Source organism: Massilia antarctica, assembly GCF_015689335.1.
Classification (GTDB): domain Bacteria; phylum Pseudomonadota; class Gammaproteobacteria; order Burkholderiales; family Burkholderiaceae_D; genus Telluria_A; species Telluria_A antarctica.
On sequence record NZ_CP065053.1, the window covers coordinates 3,400,638 to 3,424,761 of the forward strand.

At 64.7% G+C, this 24,124-nt stretch carries 18 protein-coding genes and 1 pseudogene; 7 read left to right on the plus strand and 12 right to left on the minus strand.

All coding sequences use genetic code 11. The annotated features are described in order from the left end of the window. Positions 1–89 precede the first annotated feature (89 nt). The 4 genes from IV454_RS15320 (at position 90) to IV454_RS15335 (ending at position 7,114) form a co-directional block, all read left to right on the plus strand. A complete protein-coding gene (locus IV454_RS15320) occupies positions 90–374 on the plus strand; it encodes a DUF378 domain-containing protein (RefSeq protein WP_206092132.1) in 285 nt (94 codons plus the stop codon). Positions 375–647: 273 nt separating this feature from the next. Further along, the gene (locus IV454_RS15325) at positions 648–2,156 is read left to right on the plus strand and encodes a dipeptidase (RefSeq protein WP_206092133.1); all 1,509 of its coding nucleotides are present in this window, start codon (positions 648–650) and stop codon (positions 2,154–2,156) included. A gap of 401 nt (positions 2,157–2,557) precedes the next feature. Beyond that, complete coding sequence (locus IV454_RS15330; protein ID WP_206092134.1) at positions 2,558–4,345, plus strand: glycoside hydrolase family 2 TIM barrel-domain containing protein; 1,788 nt, start codon at positions 2,558–2,560, stop codon at positions 4,343–4,345. A gap of 96 nt (positions 4,346–4,441) precedes the next feature. Beyond that, positions 4,442–7,114: an NAD(P)-binding protein gene (locus IV454_RS15335; protein ID WP_206092135.1), complete on the plus strand. Its 2,673-nt coding sequence runs from the start codon at positions 4,442–4,444 to the stop codon at positions 7,112–7,114. Positions 7,115–7,468: 354 nt separating this feature from the next. Here the strand turns inward: IV454_RS15335 and IV454_RS15340 are convergent, their stop codons facing one another. The 9 genes from IV454_RS15340 to IV454_RS15380 form a co-directional block, all read right to left on the minus strand. Next, positions 7,469–8,185, minus strand: a complete 717-nt coding sequence (locus IV454_RS15340) for a hypothetical protein (protein WP_206092136.1) — start codon at positions 8,183–8,185, stop codon at positions 7,469–7,471. A 473-nt stretch (positions 8,186–8,658) separates the two neighbouring features. Beyond that, on the minus strand, positions 8,659–9,054 hold the full coding sequence (locus IV454_RS15345; RefSeq protein ID WP_206092137.1) for a VanZ family protein: 396 nt from the start codon (positions 9,052–9,054) through the stop codon (positions 8,659–8,661). Between the two features lie 84 nt (positions 9,055–9,138). Then, positions 9,139–9,465, minus strand: coding sequence for a hypothetical protein (locus IV454_RS15350; protein ID WP_054266762.1), 327 nt, complete (start codon positions 9,463–9,465; stop codon positions 9,139–9,141). 576 nt (positions 9,466–10,041) lie between these two features. Continuing rightward, positions 10,042–10,464: an organic hydroperoxide resistance protein gene (locus IV454_RS15355; protein ID WP_206092138.1), complete on the minus strand. Its 423-nt coding sequence runs from the start codon at positions 10,462–10,464 to the stop codon at positions 10,042–10,044. Positions 10,465–10,596: 132 nt separating this feature from the next. Beyond that, positions 10,597–11,073, minus strand: coding sequence for a MarR family winged helix-turn-helix transcriptional regulator (locus IV454_RS15360; RefSeq protein ID WP_206092139.1), 477 nt, complete (start codon positions 11,071–11,073; stop codon positions 10,597–10,599). Then, positions 11,070–11,834: an SDR family NAD(P)-dependent oxidoreductase gene (locus IV454_RS15365; protein ID WP_206092140.1), complete on the minus strand. Its 765-nt coding sequence runs from the start codon at positions 11,832–11,834 to the stop codon at positions 11,070–11,072. Before IV454_RS15365 ends, IV454_RS15360 begins: the two co-directional genes overlap by 4 nt. 77 nt (positions 11,835–11,911) lie before the next feature. Further along, entirely contained in the window at positions 11,912–12,439 is a 528-nt protein-coding gene (locus IV454_RS15370) for a TPM domain-containing protein (protein WP_229522263.1), read from the minus strand. Beyond that, complete coding sequence (locus IV454_RS15375; RefSeq protein ID WP_206092141.1) at positions 12,439–13,221, minus strand: TPM domain-containing protein; 783 nt, start codon at positions 13,219–13,221, stop codon at positions 12,439–12,441. Before IV454_RS15375 ends, IV454_RS15370 begins: the two co-directional genes overlap by 1 nt. A gap of 4 nt (positions 13,222–13,225) precedes the next feature. Then, on the minus strand, positions 13,226–13,837 hold the full coding sequence (locus tag IV454_RS15380; protein WP_229522264.1) for a LemA family protein: 612 nt from the start codon (positions 13,835–13,837) through the stop codon (positions 13,226–13,228). Between the two features lie 149 nt (positions 13,838–13,986). On the opposite strand from IV454_RS15380, the gene pyrF reads away from it, so the two are divergent. Continuing rightward, a complete protein-coding gene (pyrF, locus tag IV454_RS15385; RefSeq protein WP_206092142.1) occupies positions 13,987–14,805 on the plus strand; it encodes an orotidine-5'-phosphate decarboxylase in 819 nt (272 codons plus the stop codon). Positions 14,806–14,838: 33 nt separating this feature from the next. Here the strand turns inward: pyrF and IV454_RS32835 are convergent. Then, positions 14,839–16,357 (minus strand): annotated as a pseudogene (locus IV454_RS32835) (methyl-accepting chemotaxis protein); the annotation flags it as partial. Positions 16,358–16,584: 227 nt separating this feature from the next. Between IV454_RS32835 and IV454_RS15400 the strand changes: the two are divergent. Beyond that, positions 16,585–19,671: a response regulator gene (locus IV454_RS15400; RefSeq protein WP_206092145.1), complete on the plus strand. Its 3,087-nt coding sequence runs from the start codon at positions 16,585–16,587 to the stop codon at positions 19,669–19,671. A gap of 14 nt (positions 19,672–19,685) precedes the next feature. Then, the gene (locus IV454_RS15405) at positions 19,686–22,238 is read left to right on the plus strand and encodes a GGDEF/EAL domain-containing response regulator (protein ID WP_206092146.1); all 2,553 of its coding nucleotides are present in this window, start codon (positions 19,686–19,688) and stop codon (positions 22,236–22,238) included. Here IV454_RS15405 and IV454_RS15410 read toward each other — a convergent pair. Next, positions 22,228–23,022: a transporter substrate-binding domain-containing protein gene (locus IV454_RS15410; RefSeq protein ID WP_206092147.1), complete on the minus strand. Its 795-nt coding sequence runs from the start codon at positions 23,020–23,022 to the stop codon at positions 22,228–22,230. The genes IV454_RS15405 and IV454_RS15410 overlap by 11 nt on opposite strands. Positions 23,023–23,132: 110 nt before the next feature. Further along, positions 23,133–24,083, minus strand: coding sequence for a M28 family peptidase (locus IV454_RS15415; RefSeq protein WP_206092148.1), 951 nt, complete (start codon positions 24,081–24,083; stop codon positions 23,133–23,135). Between the last annotated feature and the right edge of the window lie 41 nt (positions 24,084–24,124).

A 24,124-nucleotide genomic window follows, 5' to 3' on the forward strand; every position in this document is an offset into this window, starting at 1 on the left:
TCGGCCTGCGCGACGGCGAAAACTTTATGCCCCCGTTTGCGGTCCTACCGGGACGCCACCATGTTGGTGGAGACCACAAGGAGGCAATAATGGCAACAATGAACGCACCCGCAAACGAACGCCGCCACATCCCGGAACGCCGCAACGCCGGCGCCGCGCATTCGACCCACTTTTCCGCCCTCGACTGGGCGGCGATGGTCTTGATGATCGTCGGCGGCATCAACTGGGGCCTGGTCGGCGCCTTCGAGTTCGACCTGGTGGCGGCACTGTTCGGCGATCGCACCACCTGGTCGCGCCTGGTGTATGCGCTGGTCGGCATCGCCTCGCTGTACGGGATTTACCTGCTGAGCAAGATGGCCGCGCGCCAGCATTAGCGGCGTCCGCTTGCGGCGCCCGCTTGCGGCGTCCGCTTGCGGCGCCCGCTTGCGGCGCCCGCTTGCGGCGTTCGCTTGCGAAGTGCGCTTGCGGCGTCCGCTTGCGGCGTCCGCTTGCGGCGTCCGCTTGCGGCGTCCGCTTGCGGCGTCCGCTTGCGGCTCCTGGGCCGCGCCCTTGGGCCTGACCTTGCCACTGCGGGCCCCGGCCTGCGCCGCAGGGCCGGCGGTGATAGACTTTGACGTTACGCAAACTCAACGTCCAGGATCGTCATCATGCGCCACTCGTTTGTCCTCGCCAGCCTGCTGTGTTGCCTGAGCAGCGCCGCCGGCGCCGCTCCCCCGCAAGCACCGGGGGAGGCGGCCTTGCGCGCGGCTGCCCATGCGGCCGCGACCTATCGCTCGGCGCTGACCGACAGCCTGGCGAAGATGGTCAGCTTCAATACGGTCGCCGACACCACGGTGCCGTTCGAGCGCAATCCGCAGCACCTCGGTTTCAAAAGCTACCTCAAGAGCGAGGCCGAGCGGCTCGGCTTCGATTACACCGACCATGGCTATGTGATGGTCATCGGCCTGGGCAGCGGCAGCGAGCGGGTCGGCATCATCACGCACGGCGATATCCAGCCGGTCGATCCGTCCAAGTGGAAAAAATCGCCCTTCGAGCTGGACAAGACGAGCGAGGCCGGGCGCCTGATCGGGCGCGGCACCGAGGACGACAAGGGACCGATCGCGACCGCCCTGTACGCGATGAAGGCGATCAAGGATAGCAAGCTGGCGCTGTCGAAACGGCTGGAACTGTATGTCTACATGGCCGAGGAATCGGACTGGGGGCCGCTGACCGAGTTTCTCAAGACGCACCAGCCGCCCCAGGTGAACATCACGCTCGACGCCGAGTATCCGGTGGTCACGGCCGAGAAGGGCTACGGCACGATCACGGTGACGGTGCCGCCACAGGCCCCGGCGCCGGCCGGTACGGCGACGCTGGTCGCCTTCGGCGGCGGCTTTTTCGGCAGCCAGATTCCGGAAGACGCCAGCGCCGCCATCGAGGACGCCTCGGCGCAACTGGAAGCGGCCATCCGCCAGCGCGCCGCCGCCCAGGGCGGCATGCGCTATAGCTTCAGCCGCCAGGGCAAGCAGTTGCTGATCAAGGCGCAAGGCTTGTCGGCGCATTCGTCCAAGCCGGAAGACGGCGTCAACGCGATCAGCATGCTGGCCGATGCGCTCAGTGGCCAGCCGTGGCCGAACACCACGGCCGGCGCCATGGTCAACCTGCTCAACGACCTGATCGGGACCGGCATGTACGGCGAAAAATTCGGCAATATCGCTTACCGCGATAAATTCATGGGGCCGATGACCGTGGCGCCGACCGTCATCAAACAGGGTGACGCCGGGATTTCGCTGCACGTGAACCTGCGCCGTCCGCAAGGCAAGAGCACCGAACAGCTGACCGGCGAAGTGAATGAGGCGCTGACCCGGTGGCAGGCGCGGCGCATCGCATTGGCCGATGTGAAGGTCGAGATCACGGAACCGTGGCTGCAGAAAAGCGCGCCCCAGGTGCCGACCTTGCTGTCCGTGTTTTCCTATTACACCGGCATCAAGAATCCGCGCCCGATTTCCATCGGCGGCGGCACCAACTCGCGCCTGTTCCCGAACGCGGTCAGCTTCGGCCCGGCCATGCCGGGCGCCGTGTATTCGGGTCACTCCGAACATGAGTTCATCACCGACAAGCAGCTCATGCTGAACCTGCAAATGTACACGGCCGTCATGGCTGAACTGGCCAAATAAGGGTAGGCGGGCGACCCGGCGCGCAGTAGCCCGCGCGCGCCGGGTCCGCGTGTCCGTTTCGTTCGCACCCGTAAAAACACCGGTTTCTGATGTAGGCAGCAGCCTACGTTATGTAACCGGAATTGACGTCGCCACGTCAACCACATTCCTTCTCCCTCTCAGAAAAATCTTTGCGTTCAATCTGATTGAACGCTACTGGTTACAAGCCATTTTCACCTAGAAATCTTGCTTTTTCGGGGTGTGAAAATGCGCAAAATTGGCGTGCTAGCATCCGTGCCGTGATCGCGATCGCGCTAGTCGTTGGCGGCATGGAGCGCCCCTGCTGCCTGGCCTGCTGCGTCGCGCAGCCTTGCGCCGCGCCGACGGCCGACGCCGTTGCAAGCCCATGACGAGGAGCATCAATGAATCAATTCGAGTACCCGCGGCCGCAGCTCGTGCGCGCGCATTGGATCAGCCTGAACGGGCCGTGGAACTTCATGTTCGACGATGAACGGCGCTGCCGCATGCCCGATGGCGCGACCAAGTGGACGCACCAGATCGAGGTGCCGTTCGCGCCGGAGTCGCGCGCCAGCGGCATCGGCGACACGCTCTTCCACACGCTGTGCTGGTACGAACGCGCCTTCCATCTGGCCCCGCACGCGGGCCACACCTTGCTGCATTTCGGCGCGGTCGACTACCGCGCCAAGGTCTGGGTCAACCAGCACCTGGTGGCCGAGCACGAGGGCGGGCACACGCCGTTTTCGGCCGATATCAGCGGCGTGCTCAGGGAGGAGGGAACCCAGCTCGTGACGGTGTGCGTCGAGGATGACCCGCACGACCTGGCCAAGCCGCGCGGCAAGCAGGACTGGCTGCTCGAAGCGCACTCGATCTGGTATCCGCGCACCACCGGCATCTGGCAGACGGTGTGGATCGAGCAGGTGGCGTCGACCTACATCCAGAGCCTGCGCTGGACGCCGATTTTCGAGACCTACGAAATCGGCTGCGAAATCTTTGCCACCGGCGACATCACGGAAGACCTGTTTGTCGAGGTCAAGATCTGGCATGGCGCCAACCTGCTGGCCGACGACCACTACAAGCTGCTCGGTAACGAGGCTAACCGCAAGATCTCCTTGTCCGATCCCGGCATCGACGATTCGCGCAACGAGCTGCTGTGGAGCCCGGAGCGTCCCACCCTGCTCACCGCCGAGGTGAGCCTGCACCACCGGGGCAAGGTGCTCGACATGGTGCATTCCTACACGGCGCTGCGCTCGGTGGCGATCAACCGCGACCGCTTCATGTTGAATGGCCGCGCCTACGCGTTGCGGCTGGTGCTCGACCAGGGCTACTGGCCCGAATCGCTGCTGACGGCGCCGTCGGACGCGGCGCTCAAGCGCGACGTGGAGCTGGCCAGGGCCATGGGGTTTAACGGGGTGCGCAAGCACCAGAAAATCGAAGACCCGCGCTACCTGTACTGGGCCGACCGGCTCGGCCTGCTTGTATGGGAAGAAATGCCGTCGGCCTACCGTTTCAGTCCCAAGGCCATCACGCGCATGGTGCGCGAGTGGACCGAGGCGATCGAACGCGATTACAGCCACCCGTGCGTCATCGTCTGGGTTGCCTTCAACGAATCCTGGGGCGTGCCCAACCTGACACTGACCCAGGCCCACCGCAACGCGGTCGAAGCCCTGTACCACCTGACCCGCACGCTCGACGCGACCCGCCCGGTGATCGGCAACGATGGCTGGGAAGCGTCGGCCACCGACATCCTCGGCATCCACGACTATGACTGCAATCCCGACCGGCTGGCGGCGCGCTACACCACCAGCGAAGCGACGCGCACCCTGTTCGACCAGCGCCGTCCGGGCGGACGCATCCTTACGCTCGATGGTTTTCCGCACCGGGGCCAGCCCATCGTGCTGACCGAATTCGGCGGCGTCGCCTTCGACAAGCACAACGGCGGCGCGCGCACCTGGGGTTACTCGCGCGCCCACACCGCGGACAGTTTTCTCGACCTGTACCGGCGCCTGCTGACGGTGGTCAACACCACGACCATGTTCAGCGGCTTTTGCTACACCCAGTTCAGCGACACTTTCCAGGAAGCGAACGGCCTGCTGTGCGCCGACCGCACGCCCAAGATCCCGCTCGAACTGATCAGCGCGGCCACGCGCAACGACGATGCGAAGGAGGAATGCTACCCGGGAATTGACTGACCAGCCGCTCGCACCCACCCGCGCGGGACGGCGCCGCGGGTCAGCAGGACACACCACTTTGCCAACGTATGCCCGCGATGGGCGAAAGGAGATAGCATGTCGACGATCATCGTTTTTTGCCACCTGCGCTGGGATTTTGTTTACCAGCGGCCGCAGCAGTTGCTGTCGCGGCTGGCACAATATTTCCGCATCCTCTTCATCGAGGAGCCCGTGCACGATGATGGCGACAGCTACATGGAGCAATCGACCCCGGTTCCGAATGTGACCGTGTACCGGCCGCACACGCCGGTGCATGCGCCGGGCTTTCACGACGACCAGATCCGCCTGCTGCAACCGATGCTGGCCGGCCTGGTCGAGCCCGGCGAGCAACCCATCGTCTGGTTTTACACGCCGATGGCCTTGCCGCTGCTGCAGGAATTGCATGCGGGGCTGGTGGTGTACGACTGCATGGACGAGCTGGCGGCCTTCAAGAATCCTCCGCGCCAGCTCCTGCAGCGCGAAACGGCGCTGCTGAACCTGGCCGATCTGGTATTTGCCGGCGGACCGAGCCTGTATCAGGCCAAGCGCGCGCGCCACACCAATGCGCACTGCTTTCCCAGCAGCGTAGACGTGCGCCACTTCGAGCGTGCGCTCGAGCGCCACAACAGCCATCCGCTGCAGGCCGGCATCGGCGCGCCGCGCCTCGGCTTTTACGGGGTGATCGACGAACGCTTCGACGCCCCCCTGATCGCCACCCTGGCCGACGCCCATCCCGACTGGCAACTGGTGATGGTCGGGCCGGTCATGAAAATCGACCCCGCCAGCCTGCCGCAGCGACCCAACATCCATTACCTGGGGCAGCAGCCGTACGAAGCGCTGCCTGGCCTGCTGGCCGGCTGGGACGTGTGCCTGCTGCCATTTGCCCTGAACGATGCCACCCGTTTCATCAGCCCGACCAAGGTGCTCGAATACATGGCCGCCGAACTGCCCATCGTCAGCACTGGCATTGCCGACGTCGCCCGTCCGTACGGCCACGTGGTCGCGATCGCGCGCGATGCGGACGGCTTCCTGGCGGCGTGCGAGGCAGCGCTGGCGATGACGCCCGAACGGCGCGCCGCCATGGGCGCCACCATGCGCGCCATCGTGGCCGGCACCTCGTGGGATGTCACGGTGAACGCCATGCGCCGCTTGCTGGCGGAGACGAAACCCGGGCGCAGCACGAGCCGCTTCAGCGGCGCCGGCAATGCGGGCAACGCGGGCCCGGCCGCCGGCGCCAAGGCCGGCGGCACAGGCAAAGGCGGCGGCACCGGGACCGGGGCCACGGTCAACCCCTTGCGCTCGCCGAGCGGGGGCCAGAAAGTGCAGACGGTCATCATCGGCGCCGGTCCCACGGGTCTGTCGGCGGCGTATCACCTGGGCGAGGGCGCGGTGCTGCTCGACAAGAACGCGAGCGTCGGCGGCTGGTGCCGCTCGATCCATGACCAGGGCTTCACCTTCGACCATGCCGGCCACATCATGTTTTCCAACGATCCCTACGTGCTGTCGCTGTATGAGATGCTGCTCGGCCCTAACCTGCACTGGCAAAACCGCGAAGCCTGGGTCTACAGCAAGCAGGTGTACACGCGCTATCCCTTCCAGGGCGCCCTGTATGGCTTGCCGCCGAAGGTCATCACCGAATGCATCATCGGTGCGATCGAAGCGCGTTTCGGTAGCATCAACGGGGCAAGCGCGGCGCCGCCCTGTGCCGTCAAGCCGGTGGAAGACTGCTGCGCGGACGGTAGCGTCGAGCTCGCGCACGGCAGCGCCAGCATGGCGCCGCGCACGCGCGAGAGCCAGAATTTCGAGGAATTCATTTACAAGGTCTGGGGCCGCGGGATCGCCGAGCACTTCGCCATCCCGTACAACAAGAAGCTGTGGACCGTTCCTCTGAGCGAGATGGAAACTTCCTGGCTCGGGGGCAGGGTGCCGCTGCCCGACCTCGAAGAAATCATCGAGGGCGCGCTGGAACCGGTCGCCAAGCCGATGGGGCCGAACGCGCGCTTCGGCTACCCGCTCTCCGGTGGTTTTCAGGCCTTGATGTCCGGTTTCCTGCCGCATATCAAGGGCCGGATTGACATGCAGGCCGAGGCGGCCCAGCTGCTGCCGCGCGAGCACGTGCTGGTGATGGCCGACGGCAGCCGCTACCGCTACGATCACCTAATCAGCACGATGCCCTTGCCGGAACTGATCAAGCTGATCGGCAGCGAGGCGCCGCGCGATGTACGCGAAGCGGCCGCTGGCTTGCGTCATTTATCGGTCCGTTGCGTCAACCTTGGCGTGGCGCGCGAAAACATCAGCGACAAGCACTGGATCTACTATCCGGAAGACACGATTTTCCACCGGATTTTCGTCCAGGGAAACGCCAGTCCTCACTGCAACCCGCCCGGTGGATTCGGACTGACCTGCGAGATCTCCTATTCGCCGTGGAAGCCCTTGCCGCTTGATGGCCAGGCGTTGATCGACCGTTGCATCGAAGATTGCGTCAAGGTCACCATGCTCAGGCCGGATGACCGCATCATTACCGCCAATCTGGTCGACATGCCCTATGCGTATGTGGTCTACGACCATGCGCGCGCGGCCAATGTGGCAAGAGTCAAGGCATGGCTGGCGCGCTACGACATCGTGCTGGCGGGACGCTACAGCGAATGGGAATACTACAACTCCGACCACGCTTTCATCGCCGGCAAGAAGGCGGCGGAAGCGGTGCTTCGCCAGCGCGCCGATGCGGCGCAGAATGTCGGGTCGGAGTGAGGGTGCTCATGCCCCAGGCAATGGCGCTCGACCTTGCGACGGCGCCGCTCGAGGCTTCACCCGGACCGCGATCGTCGCTGAAAAGCGTAGGGTGCGCGGCAACGACGGGACGGATCGGTCACACCCTGCGGCTGCGGTTGCCGTTGCGGCTGCAGTTGCCGTTGCAGCTGCGGTTGCGGCTGCGGTTGCGGTTGCGCCTGCGGCTGCGGTTGCGCCGGTCAGTCATTTCGCACACATCCGGCGCATGGTCAGCACACATTCGGCGCATGGTCAGCACGCGTTCAGCACACGAAGTGGGCATGCCGACGCCAGGCGCTATTGCCTGGCCGTTCCGCGTCGCCGATCGGCGCGGCGCTAGCGCTCGATGGCGCCCCCTGCCATGCGCACGCGGTCACCTGTCACGAAGGACGGCGCCCATTCCTGGGTGATGACCTGGGTGCCGCCGTCATCCATCTTGAGCGTGATGCGATAGACGCGGTCGCCAGTCATTGTGCTGCCGCTGGTGCCCGTACTGCCGGCGCTGCCGGTGCCGCCCACGGACCCTCCCGCTCCGCTCGTCCCGCTGGCTTGACTCTTCACCACTTCGATTTTGCTCACGGTGCTGTTGGGCGCGCCGGATGGCGCGCTGGCTCCGCTTGCCATGCTGCCGCTACCCGACTGGGCGCCGCCGCTTGTCGCACTGGAACTCCCCATTCCGGCCGTGGCGCTGCCGGTTCCCGTGCCGGCCATGCTTCCGCTCCCCCCGCTGGTATTCGTGCCGCCGCTCGTCTGGCTGCTGCCGGTGCCCGAGGCGGCGCCGCCGCCGTCCGTGGTTCCGCTGCTGCCCGTCCCGGCAGCGCTGCCGCTGCTTCCCGCCATGCCGCTGCTGCCCGTTGCCGCGGTGCCGGAGCTGGTCCCCGTCGTTGCGCCGCTGCCCGTCGTGCTCCCGCTCGATGGCGTACTGGCGGATGTGTCGCCGCTGGTGCCGCTGGTGCCACTGGCTGTGTCGCCATTCATGCCGGTGGAACTGCAGGCCGCCAGTGCAGCAGCCAGCAAGCCCGCCAGCAGCACGCTTTGTTCGATACGCTTCATGATCAACTCCTTTGGTTGGGTGTGTTCCGTGGGTGCGTGACAATGCCGCGTGTCACTCCGGTAAGAGCGGAAAATCCGACCGACGTTCCCATGCATTCTCTGCAATTTGACGCAGCTCAAACAATGATGAAATAGGCTTGCGTTGCGTGTGGAAGGAGGGCATGGCGCAAGGCAAGCGCAAGAAGAGATTGATGCAACGCAAAAGCCCGCCGGATCGGGCGGGCCATAATTTCCTACTTCCATTTTTTTGAGAGCCCGCCATGCCTGCTTCGTCGCTCTCCAGCCTGATTGTCGACCTGGTCGCTTCGATGGAAACGACCGTCATCAGCCTGCGTGAACATCATTTGTCGGGGCAAGCCGTGCATCGCCTCCTGCGCGAGGCGAGTGCCGGGCAGTATCTGGACGCGCCGCGCGCTACGCCGTGCGCTACGCCGCGCGCTACGCAGTGCGCAACGCCGGGTGGCGCGCCGCGCTTAACGGGAGCGCGCCGCTTGCGGCAGGAAGGCCCAGAGCAGGCCAGCGGTGATCAGTGCGGCGTTGCAGTCGATCAGCCAGTCGCCGACCGCGCCTGAGCGGTACGGCAGGAAACTCTGCACCAGCTCGTCCAGTGCGCCCATGGCCATCACGGTCAGGACCGACTTGATCGCGCGTGCGCGCGCACTCCCCAAGCTGCCGGTGAACAAGAGAAATGTGATGATCCCGTAGGCGATCGTGTGCAGGACAATTCCTGACGCCACGGTGCCGATCTCGGCGCGCGCACCCGGCACGGAACCCATGATGAGAATGGCGGCGTACATGGCCAATGCAGTGCCATAGCGCAATTTGCGCAGGCGTTCGTCGAGGACAAGAAGGGAAATCAGGGCGGGCATGGCAGGGCGTATCGGAAAAACCATCACCTTACCATGCCGGCCGCCGGACCTGCACGGCCAGCACCTTGCCTGAAGGGCGCTACCTCAGATCGTCAGCGCCGGTGCACCATTGCTGTAGCGCGCATCGAAACAGGCCTGGCACTGGGCGCAGAACAGGTGGGCGACGCGCACGGCACGCTGGCGCAAGACCAGCTTGAGGTGCGTATGCTTGCAATTCGGGCAAGTTTCCCTGACCTTGCCAAAGGTGATCAGTTCGACCGGGACTTCGTCGTCGTCGAGGAGGTCGACGACAGCGCTGGGATTGAGTTCACTAAGGACGAGCGAGTCGTCGGGGCTGTGGCGCTGGCGGCGGCTGAGGTGTGCCTGTTGAGAAAGTGGCTCGGATAATGCATCAAGGACATGTTCACTCATTCTTATCGCTCCGCTTGGCTGGCCAATGGTTAGGAAAAAACTCGAGGAACTTCATCATAGATGAATAGGCGGCAGCTTCAAGCCTTAATGTCATCTTTTTGCCAACCCTAGTCAAAGGAACAGGAAAAACTGTTGCGTTAAAAAAAAGCCCGCTTGTGGGAGCGGGCTAAACCCAAGATCGGGCCAAGAGATCGTCAATTCGGAGTGGTGTGCCGCCCTCTGGGTCGGCACACCTGGCTGCCAGTCACGCATATCGGGTGCGTGTACAGCAGATGAAGCAAGTATAGGCAGGCAATGTGACCCAGCTATGACAATGCGCAACAATTGCGCAGGTGCGATAAATTGCTGCGGCTCAAAGACCGGACAGGCGCCACAGCCGCCTTGCCATACAGGCATCAGGACACAGGCTGCGCGTTTGCCAGGCAAAAAAAAGCCCGCTGATGAAAGCGGGCTTCAAACTATTTTCTTGGAGGAAGATAGTGGAGACAGGTGCAATTATGCGGCGTGGACACTTATATGTCTAATTGACATTTTTGATACCGGACATGCGTTTGTCTTATATCTGCATGCCGGCACTCAGACTTCCACGCTCAGCTCGACCTCGATGTTGCCGCGCGTCGCGTTCGAGTAGGGGCACACTTCATGCGCCTTGTTCACTGCCGCCTGGGCCGTTGCCTGGTCCATGCCGGGGGTTTTCACGACCAGCTTGACGGTCAGGCCGAAGCCGCCCTTGTCGTTCGGGCCCACGCCGACCGAGGCGTCGATGCTGGTGGCGGCCGGCACCGGGGTCTTGAGCGCGCCGCTGACCAGTTTCAGGGCCGACAGGAAACATGCCGCATAGCCCGCCGCGAACAGTTGCTCGGGATTGGTGCCGGCGCCGCCCGCGCCGCCCAGGGATGCCGGGGTCGACAGTTTGACGTCCAGGACCTTGTCATCGGAAACGGCGCGGCCATCGCGACCGCCGGTTGCTGTTGCGTGTGCTGTGTAGAGAACTTGCATGGTGACTCCTTGCTTGGGTTGGGGCGGCAACGCTGTGCCGATGGAATGACTATAGCGCACAATTGAATTGTGCGCAATTAATTTACTGAAATTATTTTTGGACAAACAGCGGGGCGGCCCCCGCCGCAGGACTCAGTCGTGGTCGTCCATGGCCTTGAACAGGTCGTCGCGCACGCTCGACAGTTCGCTGCGCATGCGTCCCAGTGCGGCCAGTTCCTGTCCGCTGGCGCACAGCACCTGTTCGGGAATCGCCTCGGCCTGTGCGCGCAGGTCGCGACCTTCGTCCGTGAGCACGATGCGCACCTGGCGCTCGTCGTGCGGATCGCGGTTGCGCGACAGCAGGCCGTTGCCTTCGAGCCGCTTGAGCAGCGGCGTGAGCGTGCCCGAATCGAGAAACAGGCGCGCGCCGATATCCTTGACCAGGATCGCATCCTGCTCCCACAGCACCAGCATCACCAGGTATTGCGGGTACGTCAGGCCGAGCCGGTCGAGCATCGGCTTGTAGGTCTTGGTCATCGCATGCGAGGCTGAATACAGCGCGAAGCAAAACTGGTTTTCCAGCGCCAGCATGTTGACCGAGGCCGGCAAGGTCTGTTTGGTTTGGCTCATTCCTTCACCGGGACCGTGTAGTTGAGGGCGAGGCGGCCACCGTCGACATACATGGTCTGGCCGGTCATGTAGGAAGCGTCGTCGCTGGCCAGGAACACCACCACGGAGGCGATTTCGTCCGGCTCGCCGCAGCGTCCCAGCGGGGTGCGCGACAGGATCGTGTTGCGCGCTTCCGGGCTGCCCAGCACGGCTTTCTTGGCCAGTTCGGTCAAGATGGTGCCCGGGCCGATGCCGTTGACCCGGATGCCGTAGCCGGCCAGGTTCAGCGCCATCACCTTGGTCAGCTGGTTGATGCCGCCCTTCGATACCACGTAAGGCACCTGGTTGGCGATCGCCACTTCGGCATTCACGCTCGACATATTGATGATGCAGCCGTGCTGCTGGGTCACCATGTGGCGCGCCGCGGCTTGGCCGCACAGGAACATCGACTTCAGGTTGATGCGCATGACCCGGTCGAAATCGTCCTCGCTCAGCTCGAGGAAATCGGCGGCATGGGTCACGCCGGCATTGTTGACCAGCACATCGATGCGGCCGAAGGCGGCCACGGTCGCGGCGATCATGGCATCGACGTCGGCTTTCTGGCTGACGTCCGCCGCGAAGAAGCGCGCGTTTTCGCCAAGCCCCTCGGCGCTAGCGGCGCCGTCGGCCTTGATATCGACCAGCATCACGCGCGCCCCTTCCTTCACCAGGCGCTGGGCGCAGGCCAGTCCGATGCCTTGCGTGGCGCCGGTAACGATCGCTACTTTTTGCTCAAGTCTCATGTAGTGCTTTCAATGTGGTCCGGGAATAGCGAATTTTAACCACACAGCGCGCCCGGCGTTGATGTTTTTGCGCTGCATCAAATTACCACTGGGCTGTCCGGCAACTCATTGGCGCGCGCACCGTTGGCCGGGAAATGCTGGCTGAGTACCTTGTTGACTTGCTCCAATGCAGCAAGGGTGGCGGCGTGGAATTCGCCGCGCGCAAAGCCTTGCGTCATCGACGCGCACACCCGGTTCCAGACGATATTGTCGATCTTGCGTCCCACATTGCGGTCGGTCACGATTTCGACCTTGCGCTCGGCCAGGTTGATATAGATCAGTACGCCGCAATTGTCTTCGGTATCCCAGATCCCGTATTCCGCGAACAGGGCAATGGCGCGTTCGCGCATGCCCATGCCGGCCCACAGGGCGTCGAACGGCATGCCGTGCTCGACGATCAGGCGCAGCTCGCTGCGGTGGGTTTGCTCGCCGGCCGTGATGGCCTTGCCGATCGAATCCAAGGTGTGCGGCGGGAACGCGCGCCGGCCTTTGGCCGCCGTGCTGCGCCAGTGGCGCCAGATGCGCGCGATGCGTGCGTCCATCGATGGGGTGGCGGAGGGACTCATTACCAATCTCCCGAGGCGCCGCCGCCGTCGAAACTGCCGCCGCCGCCGGAAAACCCGCCGCCGGAAAATCCGCCGCCGCCGCTGCCGCCACGGCCGAGGCCGCCGAGCGCGCTGCCGATGATGAAGCCGGTGGCGCCGCTGCTCCAGCCGCCGCGGCCAAGACGCGAACGGCGCGGGCGGAACAGGGAGAACAGGAGAAAGGCGCCGAACAGGATCAGCGGCACCAGGATATTGTTTTCCCCCGACTTGGCGGCCTGTTGCTGCTGAGCCGGCGCGGGAAATTTTTCCGCGTTAAGCAAGGTCGCGATCGCGCCCACGCCGGCCACCAAGCCGTCATAAAACTGTTTTTGCTGGAAATGAGGCGCGATCACGTCTTGCAGGACGCGTTTCGATTGCGCATCGGTCAGCACGCCTTGCACCCCGCGTCCGGCTTCGATGCGCAGGCGCCGCAGCGCGGGTGGATTGTCGGGCGCCACTACCAGCAGCACGCCATCGTCGACACCTTTGCGCCCCAGTTTCCAGGCATCGCTGACCCGGATGCTGTATTGCTCGATCTGTTCCGGGGCCGTGCTCTTGACCAGCAAGACCGCGATCTGGCTGCCGGTCTTGCTTTCGTAGTCGGTGAGCACGGTTTCCAGCTTGGCGCGCTGTTCCGCGCTCAGCATGCCGGCCTGGTCGGTGACATGGCTTTTCAGCTCCGGCACCGGCACCAACTGTGCGCGCGCCACCCCGCCCAGGCCAAGCGCCAGGACCAGCATCCACAAACATCGCAGCCAGCGCATCTGCTTACTTGCCAAAATTGACGGTCGGGGCGGTCGAAATCGCCTTCTCGTTCTCGACGGTGAACGATGGCTTGGTTTGATAGCCGAACATCATCGCCGTCAGATTGGTCGGGAATTTGCGGACCTGCACGTTGTATTCCTGAACCGTGACGATGTAGCGCTGGCGCGCCACCGTGATGCGGTTTTCCGTGCCTTCGAGCTGGGACTGCAGGTCGCGGAAGCTGGCATCGGCCTTCAAGTCCGGATATTTCTCGGCCACCACCATCAGGCGCGACAAGGCGCCCGACAGCTCGCCCTGCACCTGCTGGAATTTCTTGAACGCTTCCGGATTGTTCAGTACCTCGGGCGTAATCTGGAAACTGGTGGCGGCGGCGCGTGCGCGCGTGACCGATTCCAGGGTTTCCTTTTCGTGGGTGGCGTAACCCTTGACGGTGTTGACCAGATTCGGGATCAGGTCGGCGCGGCGCTGGTACTGGTTGACCACTTCGCCCCAGGCGGCCTTGCTGGCTTCATCCTTGGTCTGGAACTCGTTGTAGCCGCAGCCGGACAGGAGCGTCCCTGTGAGTGCCAGGGTCAGCAGCACCCGTGCGCAGCGTGCGAATGCAGTGTGTGTCATGGTATTTCCGTCCGTAGCAAGTTGTCGAATGGTCAAAAATATACCCTAAATACCAACACGATGACTTTTCAAACGTGCGTGGCGGCGGGCGGGGAGGGGCATGGGACGCGCTACAATGACGGGTTTGTAATCGACTACGAGGCTGTCCTGTGAACTTTATCAACAAGCTGTCCGCCGCCTGGACCACCAACAATTCCTTGCTGTGCGTGGGCCTCGACCCCGATCCGGCCCGTTTTCCGGCACAACTGGCCGGCGAGTCCGATGCGATTTTCCTGTTTTGCAAGGAGATCATCGATGCCACGGCGGACCTGGCGTGTTCGTTCAAGCCGCAGATCGCGTATTTTGCCGCGCTCGGCGCCGAAGGCCAGCTCGAACGCCTGTGCGCCTACGCGCGCCAGCATTATCCCCACATCCCCCTCATTCTCGACGCCAAGCGCGGCGACATCGGCGCCACCGCGCGCCAGTACGCGCGCGAAGCATTCGACCGCTACGGGGCCGACGCGGTGACGGTCAATCCCTACATGGGCTTCGACTCGGTCGAGCCGTACATGGAGTGGACCGAGCGCGGCGCCATCGTGCTGTGCCGCACCTCGAATCCGGGCGGATCGGATTTGCAATTCCTGATGGCCGACGGCCAGCCCTTGTACCAGCACGTGGCGCGCCTGGTGGCCGAGAAGTGGAACAGGAATGGCCAGTGCGCACTGGTGGTGGGCGCGACGTTCCCGGAAGAACTGGCGCAGGTGCGCGCGATCGTGGGCGAGATGCCGCTGCTGGTGCCGGGTGTCGGCGCGCAGGGCGGGGATGTGGAAGCGACCGTGAAGTCCGGACGCACGGCCAGCGGCGCCGGCATGATGATCAATTCCTCGCGTGCGATTCTGTATGCGGCGGCGAAGGGCAGCGAGGATTTCGCGGCGGCCGCGCGCAGGGTGGCGCTGGAAACGCGCGATTCGATCAATCTGTATCGCTGACCGGCGCCGTTCGCGCGCCCGTTCCTGGACGGTTCATTGCGCCAGTGTCAGCGGCATGCGGCCCGCAACGCGCGGCCGCCGGCCTGGCGCCGTCAGTGAGAAGCCCCCGGCCACGTGCGCCAGCTGCGCCGCCCGTTCTTCCAGGCTCGCGGCCGCCGCCGCTTCTTCCACCAGCGCCGCATTCTGCTGCGTGACCTGGTCCATCTGTGCAATCGCCTGGTTGACCTGATCGATGCCCGCGCGCTGCTCGTTGCTGGCGGCACTGATCTGGGACATGATGTTGCTCACTCTCGCCACGCTGTCGACCACGTCGCCGATCGTGCTGCCGGCTTCGCGCACCAGGCGGGTGCCGTTGCTGACCTGGGCCACCGAGTCGCCGATCAGCGCCTTGATTTCCCTGGCGGCGCCGGCCGAGCGCTGGGCCAGGGTGCGCACTTCTGAGGCGACCACGGCAAAACCGCGCCCTTGTTCGCCGGCGCGCGCCGCTTCCACGGCCGCATTGAGCGCCAGGATATTGGTCTGGAACGCGATGCTGTCGATCACCCCGATGATGTCGACGATCTTGCGCGACGACCTTTCGATCGCGCCCATGGTGTCGACCACCTGGCCGACGATGGCGCCCCCCTTGCGCGCCACCTGGGAGGCGGCCAGCGCGAGCTGGTCGGCCTGGTGCGCATGGTCGGCGTTCTGGCGCACGGTGGAGGTCAGTTCTTCCATCGCGGCGGCGGTTTCCTCGAGCGAGCTGGCTTGCTGCTCGGTGCGGGCCGACAGGTCCAGGTTGCCGGCGGCGATCTCGGTCGAGCCGATGGCAATCGCCTTGGTGCCGTTCTGAACTTGCGACACCACGCGCGTGAGCGCACCGTTCATGGCCTGCGGGGCGCGCATCAAATCGCCGATTTCATCGCGCGGCGGGGCCGAAACGCGTGCGCAGGTCGCCGCTGGCCACCGTGCCCGCCAGCGCCACGGCGGCCTTGAACGGGACGGTGATGGAGCGCGCGATCAGGACGGCGAACACGGCGCCGGTCAGCACCGCCAGGGTGCCGAGCAGCAGGAGCAGGGCGACCGTGCGGCTGTTGGCTTGTTCGATGGCGCTGGCGCTGTCGTCGATGCTCTTGCGCTGCATGGCCAGCATGGCCTGGATGCTGTTCTGGTAGGCGCTGGCGGCGGGGAGAAAGCTTGCGTCGAAGGCCAGGCCGGTGGCGGCGCTGTCGCCTGCCTTCTTGGCGGCCATGGCTTTTTCCTTGGCCGCCTGGTAGGCCGCGCGCTGGGCCAGGATGGCCTGGAGCGTCGCCTTTTCCTGGTCGCCGGCGAGCAGCGGCTCGATCTGCCTGATCAGCTCCGTGCTGCGTTTGACGCTGTCCGCGATGGTGGCCGCGAACGTGGTCGAGAGCGTGTCGTCGGTGCTGCGGGCGATCAGCGCGGTGCGGGCGACGGCCGAATACGTCAGCACGTACCAGTCCGACATCATGCGTTCCTTGGCCAGCGGCTGCGCCATCATGCCTTGCGTGGCCCGGGCGTTGGCGCGCGCCGCTATCATGGCGTAAGCCGTGGACGGCATTGCCGGTCATGGGGCCGCGCGCGTATCCCGCGGCTGTGCGATCGGCGCAACTGTTTGCAGGAATGCGCAGCGGCACCCGGCGCTTGCATACAGGCATCGCGTCCGACTAGAATGAATGTCTGGGCGCTAACATGGCGCGCTGGGCAAGATGCTGCGCCACCGCAAGGAACTGCGGCCGCCTATGCATGCCGGAGTCTGGATTTCCCTTGACCGGAGGGTCGATGTTCAGCACGCAAACGCTTGCAAGCCGTCTTCTCTACACCATGCTGCCGTGGTATCTGTTGCTATCGGTGAGCATGACCTTGCTGCAGCTGGGAATCCAGTATGTCGCGGTCAGCCGCGCCATCGCCGATGACTTGGCCTCGCTCGGCCGCACCGTGGAACCGGGCGCGTCACAGGCGCTGTGGGAACTCGATACCGCCCGCCTGACGGCCGTGGCGCGCGGCGTGCGCCAGAATGCCATCGTCACCGGCGTGCGCATCACCAACACGGATGACGACGAGCTGGTCGGCGACGGCGATCTTCCCGCCCTCGAGTCCAGCCCGGCGGCCCAGGCGTCGTCCCAGTACCAGCACAATAAAGTGGCCCTGCACTACACGGAACGCGACAACAAGCAGCGCCTGATCGGCTACCTCGAACTGTATGCCAACGGCGACGTGTTGTGGGATCGCATCAAGTCCAGCTTCTTTGTCGTCGTGCTCAATTCTGTGCTTGGCAGCACGTTCTTGTGGCTCATCGTTTCCTGGACCATCAGGTATCGCCTCTCGCGCAGCGTGACCGAGGTGGCGCGCGGGGTCGCGCGCTGGCGTATCTTGCGCGGCGAGAGCAAGGGCGGGGCACTGTCTTACCCCTACCAGGACGAACTCGGCCAGCTGGTGGCGGCGCTCAACGACAGCCATGCGCAGCTGTATGATTCGATGCAACAACTGAAGGATATCAACCAGAACCTGGAAGCCAGCGTGGCCGAACGCACCTGCGAATTGCAGCAGGCCAAGGATGCCGCCGAGGCAGCCAACCTGGCCAAGGGCCAATTCCTGGCCAATATGAGCCATGAAATCCGCACCCCCATGAACGCGGTGCTGGGCATGCTGTACCTGGCCCTGAAAACCGAGCCGGCGCCGGCGCTCCAGAATTACCTGGGCAAGGCGCAGAGCGCCGCGTTGTCGCTGCTGGGCATCATCAACGATATCCTCGACTTCGCCAAGATCGAAGCGGGCAAGCTTGACATCGAAAACATCCCCTTCACCCTCGACGCCGTCCTGCAACAACTGACCGATGCGGTCGCGTACCAGGCCGAGCAAAAGGGGGTGGAATTCCTGATCCGCTACGACCCGGCCATGCCGGCCGAGCTGGTGGGCGATCCCATGCGCCTGGGCCAAATCCTGCTGAACCTGTGCGGCAATGCGATCAAGTTTACCGAGCAGGGCGAAGTCGAACTGAGCTTTCGCACGGTGGCCGCCAGCGACAGCGACATCACCATCGAGATGGCGGTGCGCGACACCGGCATCGGCATGTCGCCGCAAGTGCAGCACGCCTTGTTCGCCAAGTTCACCCAGGCCGACCAGAGCACCACGCGGCGTTTCGGCGGTACCGGACTGGGCCTGGCCATCAGCAAGGAACTGGTCGAACTGATGGGCGGGCGCGTCTGGATTGCGCATTCACAGCCTGGCCAGGGCAGCACCTTGTGCGTCGAGCTGACCCTGGCGCGGCCAGCGCCCGATGCGCAGGCACCGCAGGCGCTGGTCGATCCGGTCGGCCCCCTGCTCAAGGGAATCCGGGTGCTGGTGGTGGACGACAGCGAATCGGCGCGCGAGATCATGGCCGACATGCTGCGCTTCCTCCAGCTCGACGTGACCGTGGCCGCCAGCGGGGTGGGGGCGCTGGCAGCGCTGGCCGCCTCGAACGACCAGCCGTTCGACCTGGTGCTGATGGATTGGCGCATGCCCGGCATGAACGGCGACGAAGTGATCCGCCACCTGCGCGCCGACAGCCGCATCGCCTCCGCGCCCAAGGTGGTGATGGTCACCGCCTATGGCCGCGAAGATGTGTTCCGGCTGGCCGAGCAGGCTGGCGTGGATGGTTTTCTGATCAAGCCCGTCTCGCCGTCGACCCTGCTCGATTCGGTGCTCTCGGTGCTGGGCCGCAAACGCATCCTGGACAATGACGGGCAGCGCCGCCCGGCCCTGCGCCTGCGCAGCTCGGGCCTGGCGGGCGCGCGCCTGTTGCTGGTCGAGGACAATGACATCAACCGCGAATTTGCAAGCGAACTGTTGCGCAGCGAGGGCATCCTGGTGGACGAGGCGGTCAATGGCCGGCAAGCCGTCGAGATGGTGCGCAGCGGGAACTACGACGGCGTGCTGATGGATATCCAGATGCCGCTGATGGATGGCTTCGAGGCGGCGCGCCAGATCCGCGCCATGGCCGCCATGGACCATGGCGCGCGCTTCGGCAGCTTGCCCATCATCGCCATGACCGCCCTGGCGATGGCCCATGATGCCGAGCAGAGCCGCGCCGCCGGCATGAACGACCATGTGACCAAGCCGATCGCGCCCGAACGGCTGATGGCGACCCTGGCGCGCTGGATCCGGCTGGCGCCGCAAGAGCTCGCGGCGCCGGCGCCGGCGCCGGCGCCGATCCGCTTTCCCCCGGATTTGCTGGCGCTCACCAGCCTGGACGTGCGCGAAGGCATCCGCCGCATCGGCGGCAAGGCCGATGCCTACCGCAGGCAATTGCTGCGCTTTCGCGACAATTACGGCGATGCCGCCGCGCAACTGACATCCATGTTGGCGCGGCCCGACTACCCGGCTGCCGACGCTTACTGCCATATCCTGCTCGGGGTGAGCGGCAATCTGGGTGCGACCGCCTTGTTTGCCCGGCTGGGCGCGATCAACAGCAAGGTCAAGAACGCAGAGCCCCCCGCCGCGGCCGACCTCGCATCGATGCAGGGCTTGCTGGCCGCGCTGCTCGCCGATATCGACGCCATGGCCGCCGCCAACGCGGACGCGGATGCGAACGCACCGGCCGGCGCGGCCTTGCCGGCCCCCACCCTGATTGCCTTGCTCGACCAGCTGGCAAACGCACTCGACTACGATCTGGGGCGGGCCGCCTCCCTGCTGGCGGAATTGCGCGCGAGCGCGGTCGGCACCAGCGCCGCCGCCGCCATTGCCGAGATCGCCGCCTGTGCCGATGCGTTTGCAATCGAGCAAGCGGTGGCGCTGGCCCAGGCCTTGCGCCTGCGCCTGAGCCATGCCAGCCACGACCATGCCATGCCGTCGCCGCACACCGACAGCCCCCTCCGCCAGCAGTAACCCGGAACCCATCCATGAGCCGATTCAACCGACCCCGCCCGCGTATCCTGATCGTCGACGACGTGCACGAAAACCTGCATCTGCTGATGAATATCCTGAGCGCGAACCACGCGATGACGGCCGCCACCTCGGGCGAAAAGGCGCTCGAACTGGCACACCGCAGTCCGCAGCCGGAATTGATCCTGCTCGACATCAAGATGCCGGGCATGGATGGCTATACCGTCTTGTCGCGCCTGAAATCGGACCCGGCCACCACCCATATCCCCGTCATCTTCGTCTCCGCCCTGGACGACGCGGCCGATGTCGCCGGCGGCCTCGAACTGGGCGTGGCCGACTACATCACCAAGCCGGTCGATCCGGAATTGCTGCTGCTGCGCGTGAGCACCCAGCTGACCTTGCAGCGCTATCGCGAGGACGCGGCCCTGTTCGACACCGACCATGGCGCCGAGCCGGCCAGCGCGCCGACCGTGCTGCTGGTCGACGACGTACCCCAGAACCTGCACGGGCTGCTCGACGCCTTGCGCGACGATTACCGCATCATGATCGCCGGCTCGGGCGCGAAGGCGCTGGACATGGTGCAGGGCGACGCGCCGCCCGACCTGATTTTGCTCGACATTATGATGCCCGGCATGGGCGGCCATGAGGTCTGCCATCACATCAAGTCGCTGCCCGAGCATAGCCGCATTCCGATCATTTTTGTCACCGTGGCCGACAGCCGGCAAGACAAGCTCAAGGGCTTCGAGCTGGGCGCGGCCGACTACATCACCAAGCCCTTCGACATCGAGGAAGTGCGGGCGCGGGTGCGCATGCACCTGGAGCTGGGCCGCCTGCGGCGCCAGCTCGAACGCCTGGTCGCCCAGCGCACCGCCATGCTCCAGAAAAGCGAAGAGAAATACCGCATCCTGGCCGACTACTCACCCAACTGGGAATACTGGCTGGGGCCGGACGGCAGCTACCAGTACGTGTCGCCCGCCTGCAGCGCGGTGTCGGGCTATGCGCCGGCCGATTTTTTCGCCGACCCGGGCTTGATGGAAAAAATCATCGATCCGGCCGATCTGGCGGCCTGGGCCGAGTTCGGGCCGGCCAGCGGCCTCGACGAGCTGGGACCGTTCGCCTGCCGCATCCGCGCCCACGACGGCAGCGAACGCTGGGTCGAACATGTGGCCAAACGGGTGTTCGACGCCGAGGGCAAGCCGCGCGGCTGGCGCGGGTCGTACGCGAATATCACGCAAAGGCGGCAGGCCGAACAGCAGCTCGATTTCGTCACCCGGCGCGATCCCCTGACCGGCTTGTCCAACCGCGCCTTGTTCGGCGAATTGCTGGTGCACGCCGTGACGCAGGCCGGGCACGCGCAATCCGAGTTTGCGTTGCTGTTCGTCAACCTCGACAACTTCATGACTATCAATGAAAGTCTCGGACACAGCGCCGGCGACCGCTTGCTGACCGAGGTGGCGACCCGCCTGCGCGCGCTGTTGCCCGGGGTGGACGCGATCGCGCGCGTGGGCGGCGACGAGTTCAATATCGTCCTCGAGCGCGATGCGAACGCGCCCGGCGCCGACCTGGTCGGACAGCGCATCATCGACGCCCTGTCCCTGCCCTACCTGCTGGACGGTACCAGCGCCTACGTCGGCGCCTGCGTCGGCATCGCGCTGTATCCGGCCGACGGTGCCGATGTGGCTAACTTGCAAAGCAATGCCGCCGCGGCCCTGCACCAGGCCAAGGCCAAGGGCCCGGGCAGCTTGCGCTTTTTCTCCCCGGAAATGAGCAGTCGCGCCAGGGAAAGGCTGGCACTGGAAGCGGACTTGCGCGGCGCGCTAGAACGGCGCGAGTTTTCCCTGCATTACCAGCCCCAGGTGGACTTGCGCAGCGGCGAACTGGTCGGCCTGGAAGCGCTGATCCGCTGGACCCATCCGGTACGCGGCAATGTGCCGCCGGCGGCCTTCATCGCGCTGGCCGAGGAATGCGGCCTGATCGTCGAACTGGGCGAGTGGGTCTTGACCACGGCTTGCCAGCAAATCCGGCGCTGGAGCGATGCCGGGCAGGCGCCGCGCCACACGGCGGTGAATATCTCGGCGGTGCAGCTCAGCCGCGGGCGCTTGCTGGAGTCGGTCAAGCGCGCGCTCGACGAGGCCGGCATCGCCCCGCAACAGCTCGAACTGGAAATCACCGAAAGCTTCGTGATGCTTGAACGCGAGCTATCGTTCCAGTCGCTGGCCGACTTGCGCGCGCTCGGGGTGCGCCTGTCGATCGACGATTTCGGCACCGGCTACTCGTCGCTTGCGTATCTGCAGCAACTCAAGGTCCACAAGCTCAAGATCGATATGTCCTTCGTGCGCGACATGATGAACAACGGCGGCAACGCGGCCATCGTGCGGGCCGTGATCGCGCTCGGGCAAAGCCTGGGGCTGGAAGTGATCGCCGAGGGCGTGGAGGAGGCCGGACAGGCGCGTTATTTGCGCGACCTGGGCTGCGACGTGATGCAGGGCTATCTGTTCAGCCGGCCCCTGACCGCCGAGGACACCAGCGCTTTCCTCGCCGATTTCAGTAGCCGCCACTTCACTTTTTAAGCGAACGGTAGGGCTGAATGCTGAGTTTGGCCTTGAGTTTTTTTACATCGCCCGATGCGATCAAGAGGTCGACGATCGTATTCATTTGTTCCACGGAAATGGGGCCATCTTTCCTGACCAGGTTGGACAGCTCGACCTGCGAGTCGTAGCGGTCGGCCACGATCACTTGCTCGCGGACCTTGGGGTCGTTCAGGTATTTCGCCATGATGACTTCGGGCACGATGCCGATATCGGCATGATCGGCCAGCACGAAGCGGATCACGCTTTCATTGGAGTCGACCAGATAGGCCTTGAAGTTCTTCCTGACATAGGTTTCGTCGGCGTTGTTGTTAAATAACTGGTAATGATAGCCGCGCACGCCGGCCACGGTGGGCACCGTCAAATCGTCAAACACCTTGTGTCCGCCGAAGCGGTTGGCGCGGTGCGCGAAATAGATATCGCCGCTGGTGAAGATGGTCTTGGTCGGCAGCAAGCCGAGTTCCGGGCGGGTCCACGCGATGGTGCGCAGCGGATACACGTCGGCTTCCTTGTCAATGAAAATGCGGTCGAGGCGCAGGCGCGGGTAGATGACCAGTTCGAACTGGAACTGGTCCTGCACCTCGTTCATCCGGTAGACGAAATCGGCCAGCTCACCCTTGGGCACCTTGCGACTGTCCAGATACATGAGCTGGGCCCACGAGTCGGTGGCGACGATCACCTTGATGCGGGCCTGCGCGCCAGCGGCGGCCAGCAGCATGCACAAGGCCAGCAAGGCGGACTTCAGCAGCATTCGATAGTGGCTCACCGTGCACTCGCTTCAGGAGAGGATCTTGGTACAGGATACCGCGAAACAGGATTTCCATCCAATAGAGCGCGCACCGATTGCCACGGCGCTGTGCTCTTTGCCGCTCGCCTTTAGCGGGCCTGGATCATCCCCTGGATGACGCTGGCCATGCCTTCGACCACCTTGCTCATGCTGGCATAGTCGAGTTTGTCGGGGGTGTCGGTGCCACGGTGATAGTGCGGGTAGCGCATGGTCGCGGTATCGGTGATCATGATCGCATCGTAGCCCTCCTTGTTGTAGGAAGTGTGATCGGACCAGGTGACGCCCTTGACGAACGATGGTGCCGCCAGCGACTCGGCAGGGAAGGTGGAGGCCTTGCGGAAGGCCGCCACGGTCTTGCGCACCAGTCCCGACGAACCGAGCGTGCCGACAAAGGCGATGAAATTGCCCTGGTCCGGGTAAAAGGCGGAAACGCCGGGTGGATAGCGCTGGCTGTTCCTGGCGTTGGAATAGTAGCCGATGGTTTCCAGGATGAGCGCCGCCTCGACATGCTGGCCGCCCGCCTTGAGCGCCCTGGCGTGATGGCGGCTGCCCATGCCTTCGCCGCCGAAATAGGGCGGTTCTTCGTTGACGAACAGGACAAACCTGAGTTCGTTACCGGGGACGGGGACCACGCCCTTGAACATGCGCGCCAGTTCGAGCACGGCGGCGGTACCGCTGCCGTTGTCGTTGGCGCCCGGCGTGCCCGGCGCGGAATCGTAATGCGCGCCGACGATATAGACGTGATCCGGCCGCTTGCCGGGAGCAATATTGGCGATCGACACTTCCAGGTTGCGCACGCGCCGGCCGTCATAGGTGTACTCGTCGCGCCGCACAGCGTAGCCCTGGGCGGCGAGGGTGGCTTCGAGGTAGAGGGCGGCTTTTTCAAGCGCGGCCGGGGTGCTAGTGTTGTGTTCGCTTGAAGCGATCTGGCGCACATGCGCGGCCAGACGGGCGGGCAGGTCGGCTTGGGGCGCGGCACCGGCGGCAGCGGTCAGCGCGGCGGCCAACACGGCCATGGTGGTGTTGAACAGCGTGCTCATACGAAAGCGCATTGTGGCCCTGGAATCGGTAGACAGGATGA

Coding starts and splice junctions, on each gene's coding strand:
- IV454_RS15365 (WP_206092140.1), bottom strand. CDS start 11,834: ATGAGACTTGAGCAAAAAGTAGCGATCGTTACCGGCGCCACGCAAGGC.
- IV454_RS15320 (WP_206092132.1), top strand. CDS start 90: ATGGCAACAATGAACGCACCCGCAAACGAACGCCGCCACATCCCGGAA.
- IV454_RS15415 (WP_206092148.1), bottom strand. CDS start 24,083: ATGAGCACGCTGTTCAACACCACCATGGCCGTGTTGGCCGCCGCGCTG.
- IV454_RS15400 (WP_206092145.1), top strand. CDS start 16,585: ATGTTCAGCACGCAAACGCTTGCAAGCCGTCTTCTCTACACCATGCTG.
- IV454_RS15340 (WP_206092136.1), bottom strand. CDS start 8,185: ATGAAGCGTATCGAACAAAGCGTGCTGCTGGCGGGCTTGCTGGCTGCT.
- IV454_RS15380 (WP_229522264.1), bottom strand. CDS start 13,837: ATGACACACACTGCATTCGCACGCTGCGCACGGGTGCTGCTGACCCTG.
- IV454_RS15375 (WP_206092141.1), bottom strand. CDS start 13,221: ATGCGCTGGCTGCGATGTTTGTGGATGCTGGTCCTGGCGCTTGGCCTG.
- IV454_RS15355 (WP_206092138.1), bottom strand. CDS start 10,464: ATGCAAGTTCTCTACACAGCACACGCAACAGCAACCGGCGGTCGCGAT.
- IV454_RS15325 (WP_206092133.1), top strand. CDS start 648: ATGCGCCACTCGTTTGTCCTCGCCAGCCTGCTGTGTTGCCTGAGCAGC.
- IV454_RS15330 (WP_206092134.1), top strand. CDS start 2,558: ATGAATCAATTCGAGTACCCGCGGCCGCAGCTCGTGCGCGCGCATTGG.
- IV454_RS15350 (WP_054266762.1), bottom strand. CDS start 9,465: ATGAGTGAACATGTCCTTGATGCATTATCCGAGCCACTTTCTCAACAG.
- IV454_RS15370 (WP_229522263.1), bottom strand. CDS start 12,439: ATGAGTCCCTCCGCCACCCCATCGATGGACGCACGCATCGCGCGCATC.
- IV454_RS15360 (WP_206092139.1), bottom strand. CDS start 11,073: ATGAGCCAAACCAAACAGACCTTGCCGGCCTCGGTCAACATGCTGGCG.
- IV454_RS15405 (WP_206092146.1), top strand. CDS start 19,686: ATGAGCCGATTCAACCGACCCCGCCCGCGTATCCTGATCGTCGACGAC.
- IV454_RS15345 (WP_206092137.1), bottom strand. CDS start 9,054: ATGCCCGCCCTGATTTCCCTTCTTGTCCTCGACGAACGCCTGCGCAAA.
- IV454_RS15335 (WP_206092135.1), top strand. CDS start 4,442: ATGTCGACGATCATCGTTTTTTGCCACCTGCGCTGGGATTTTGTTTAC.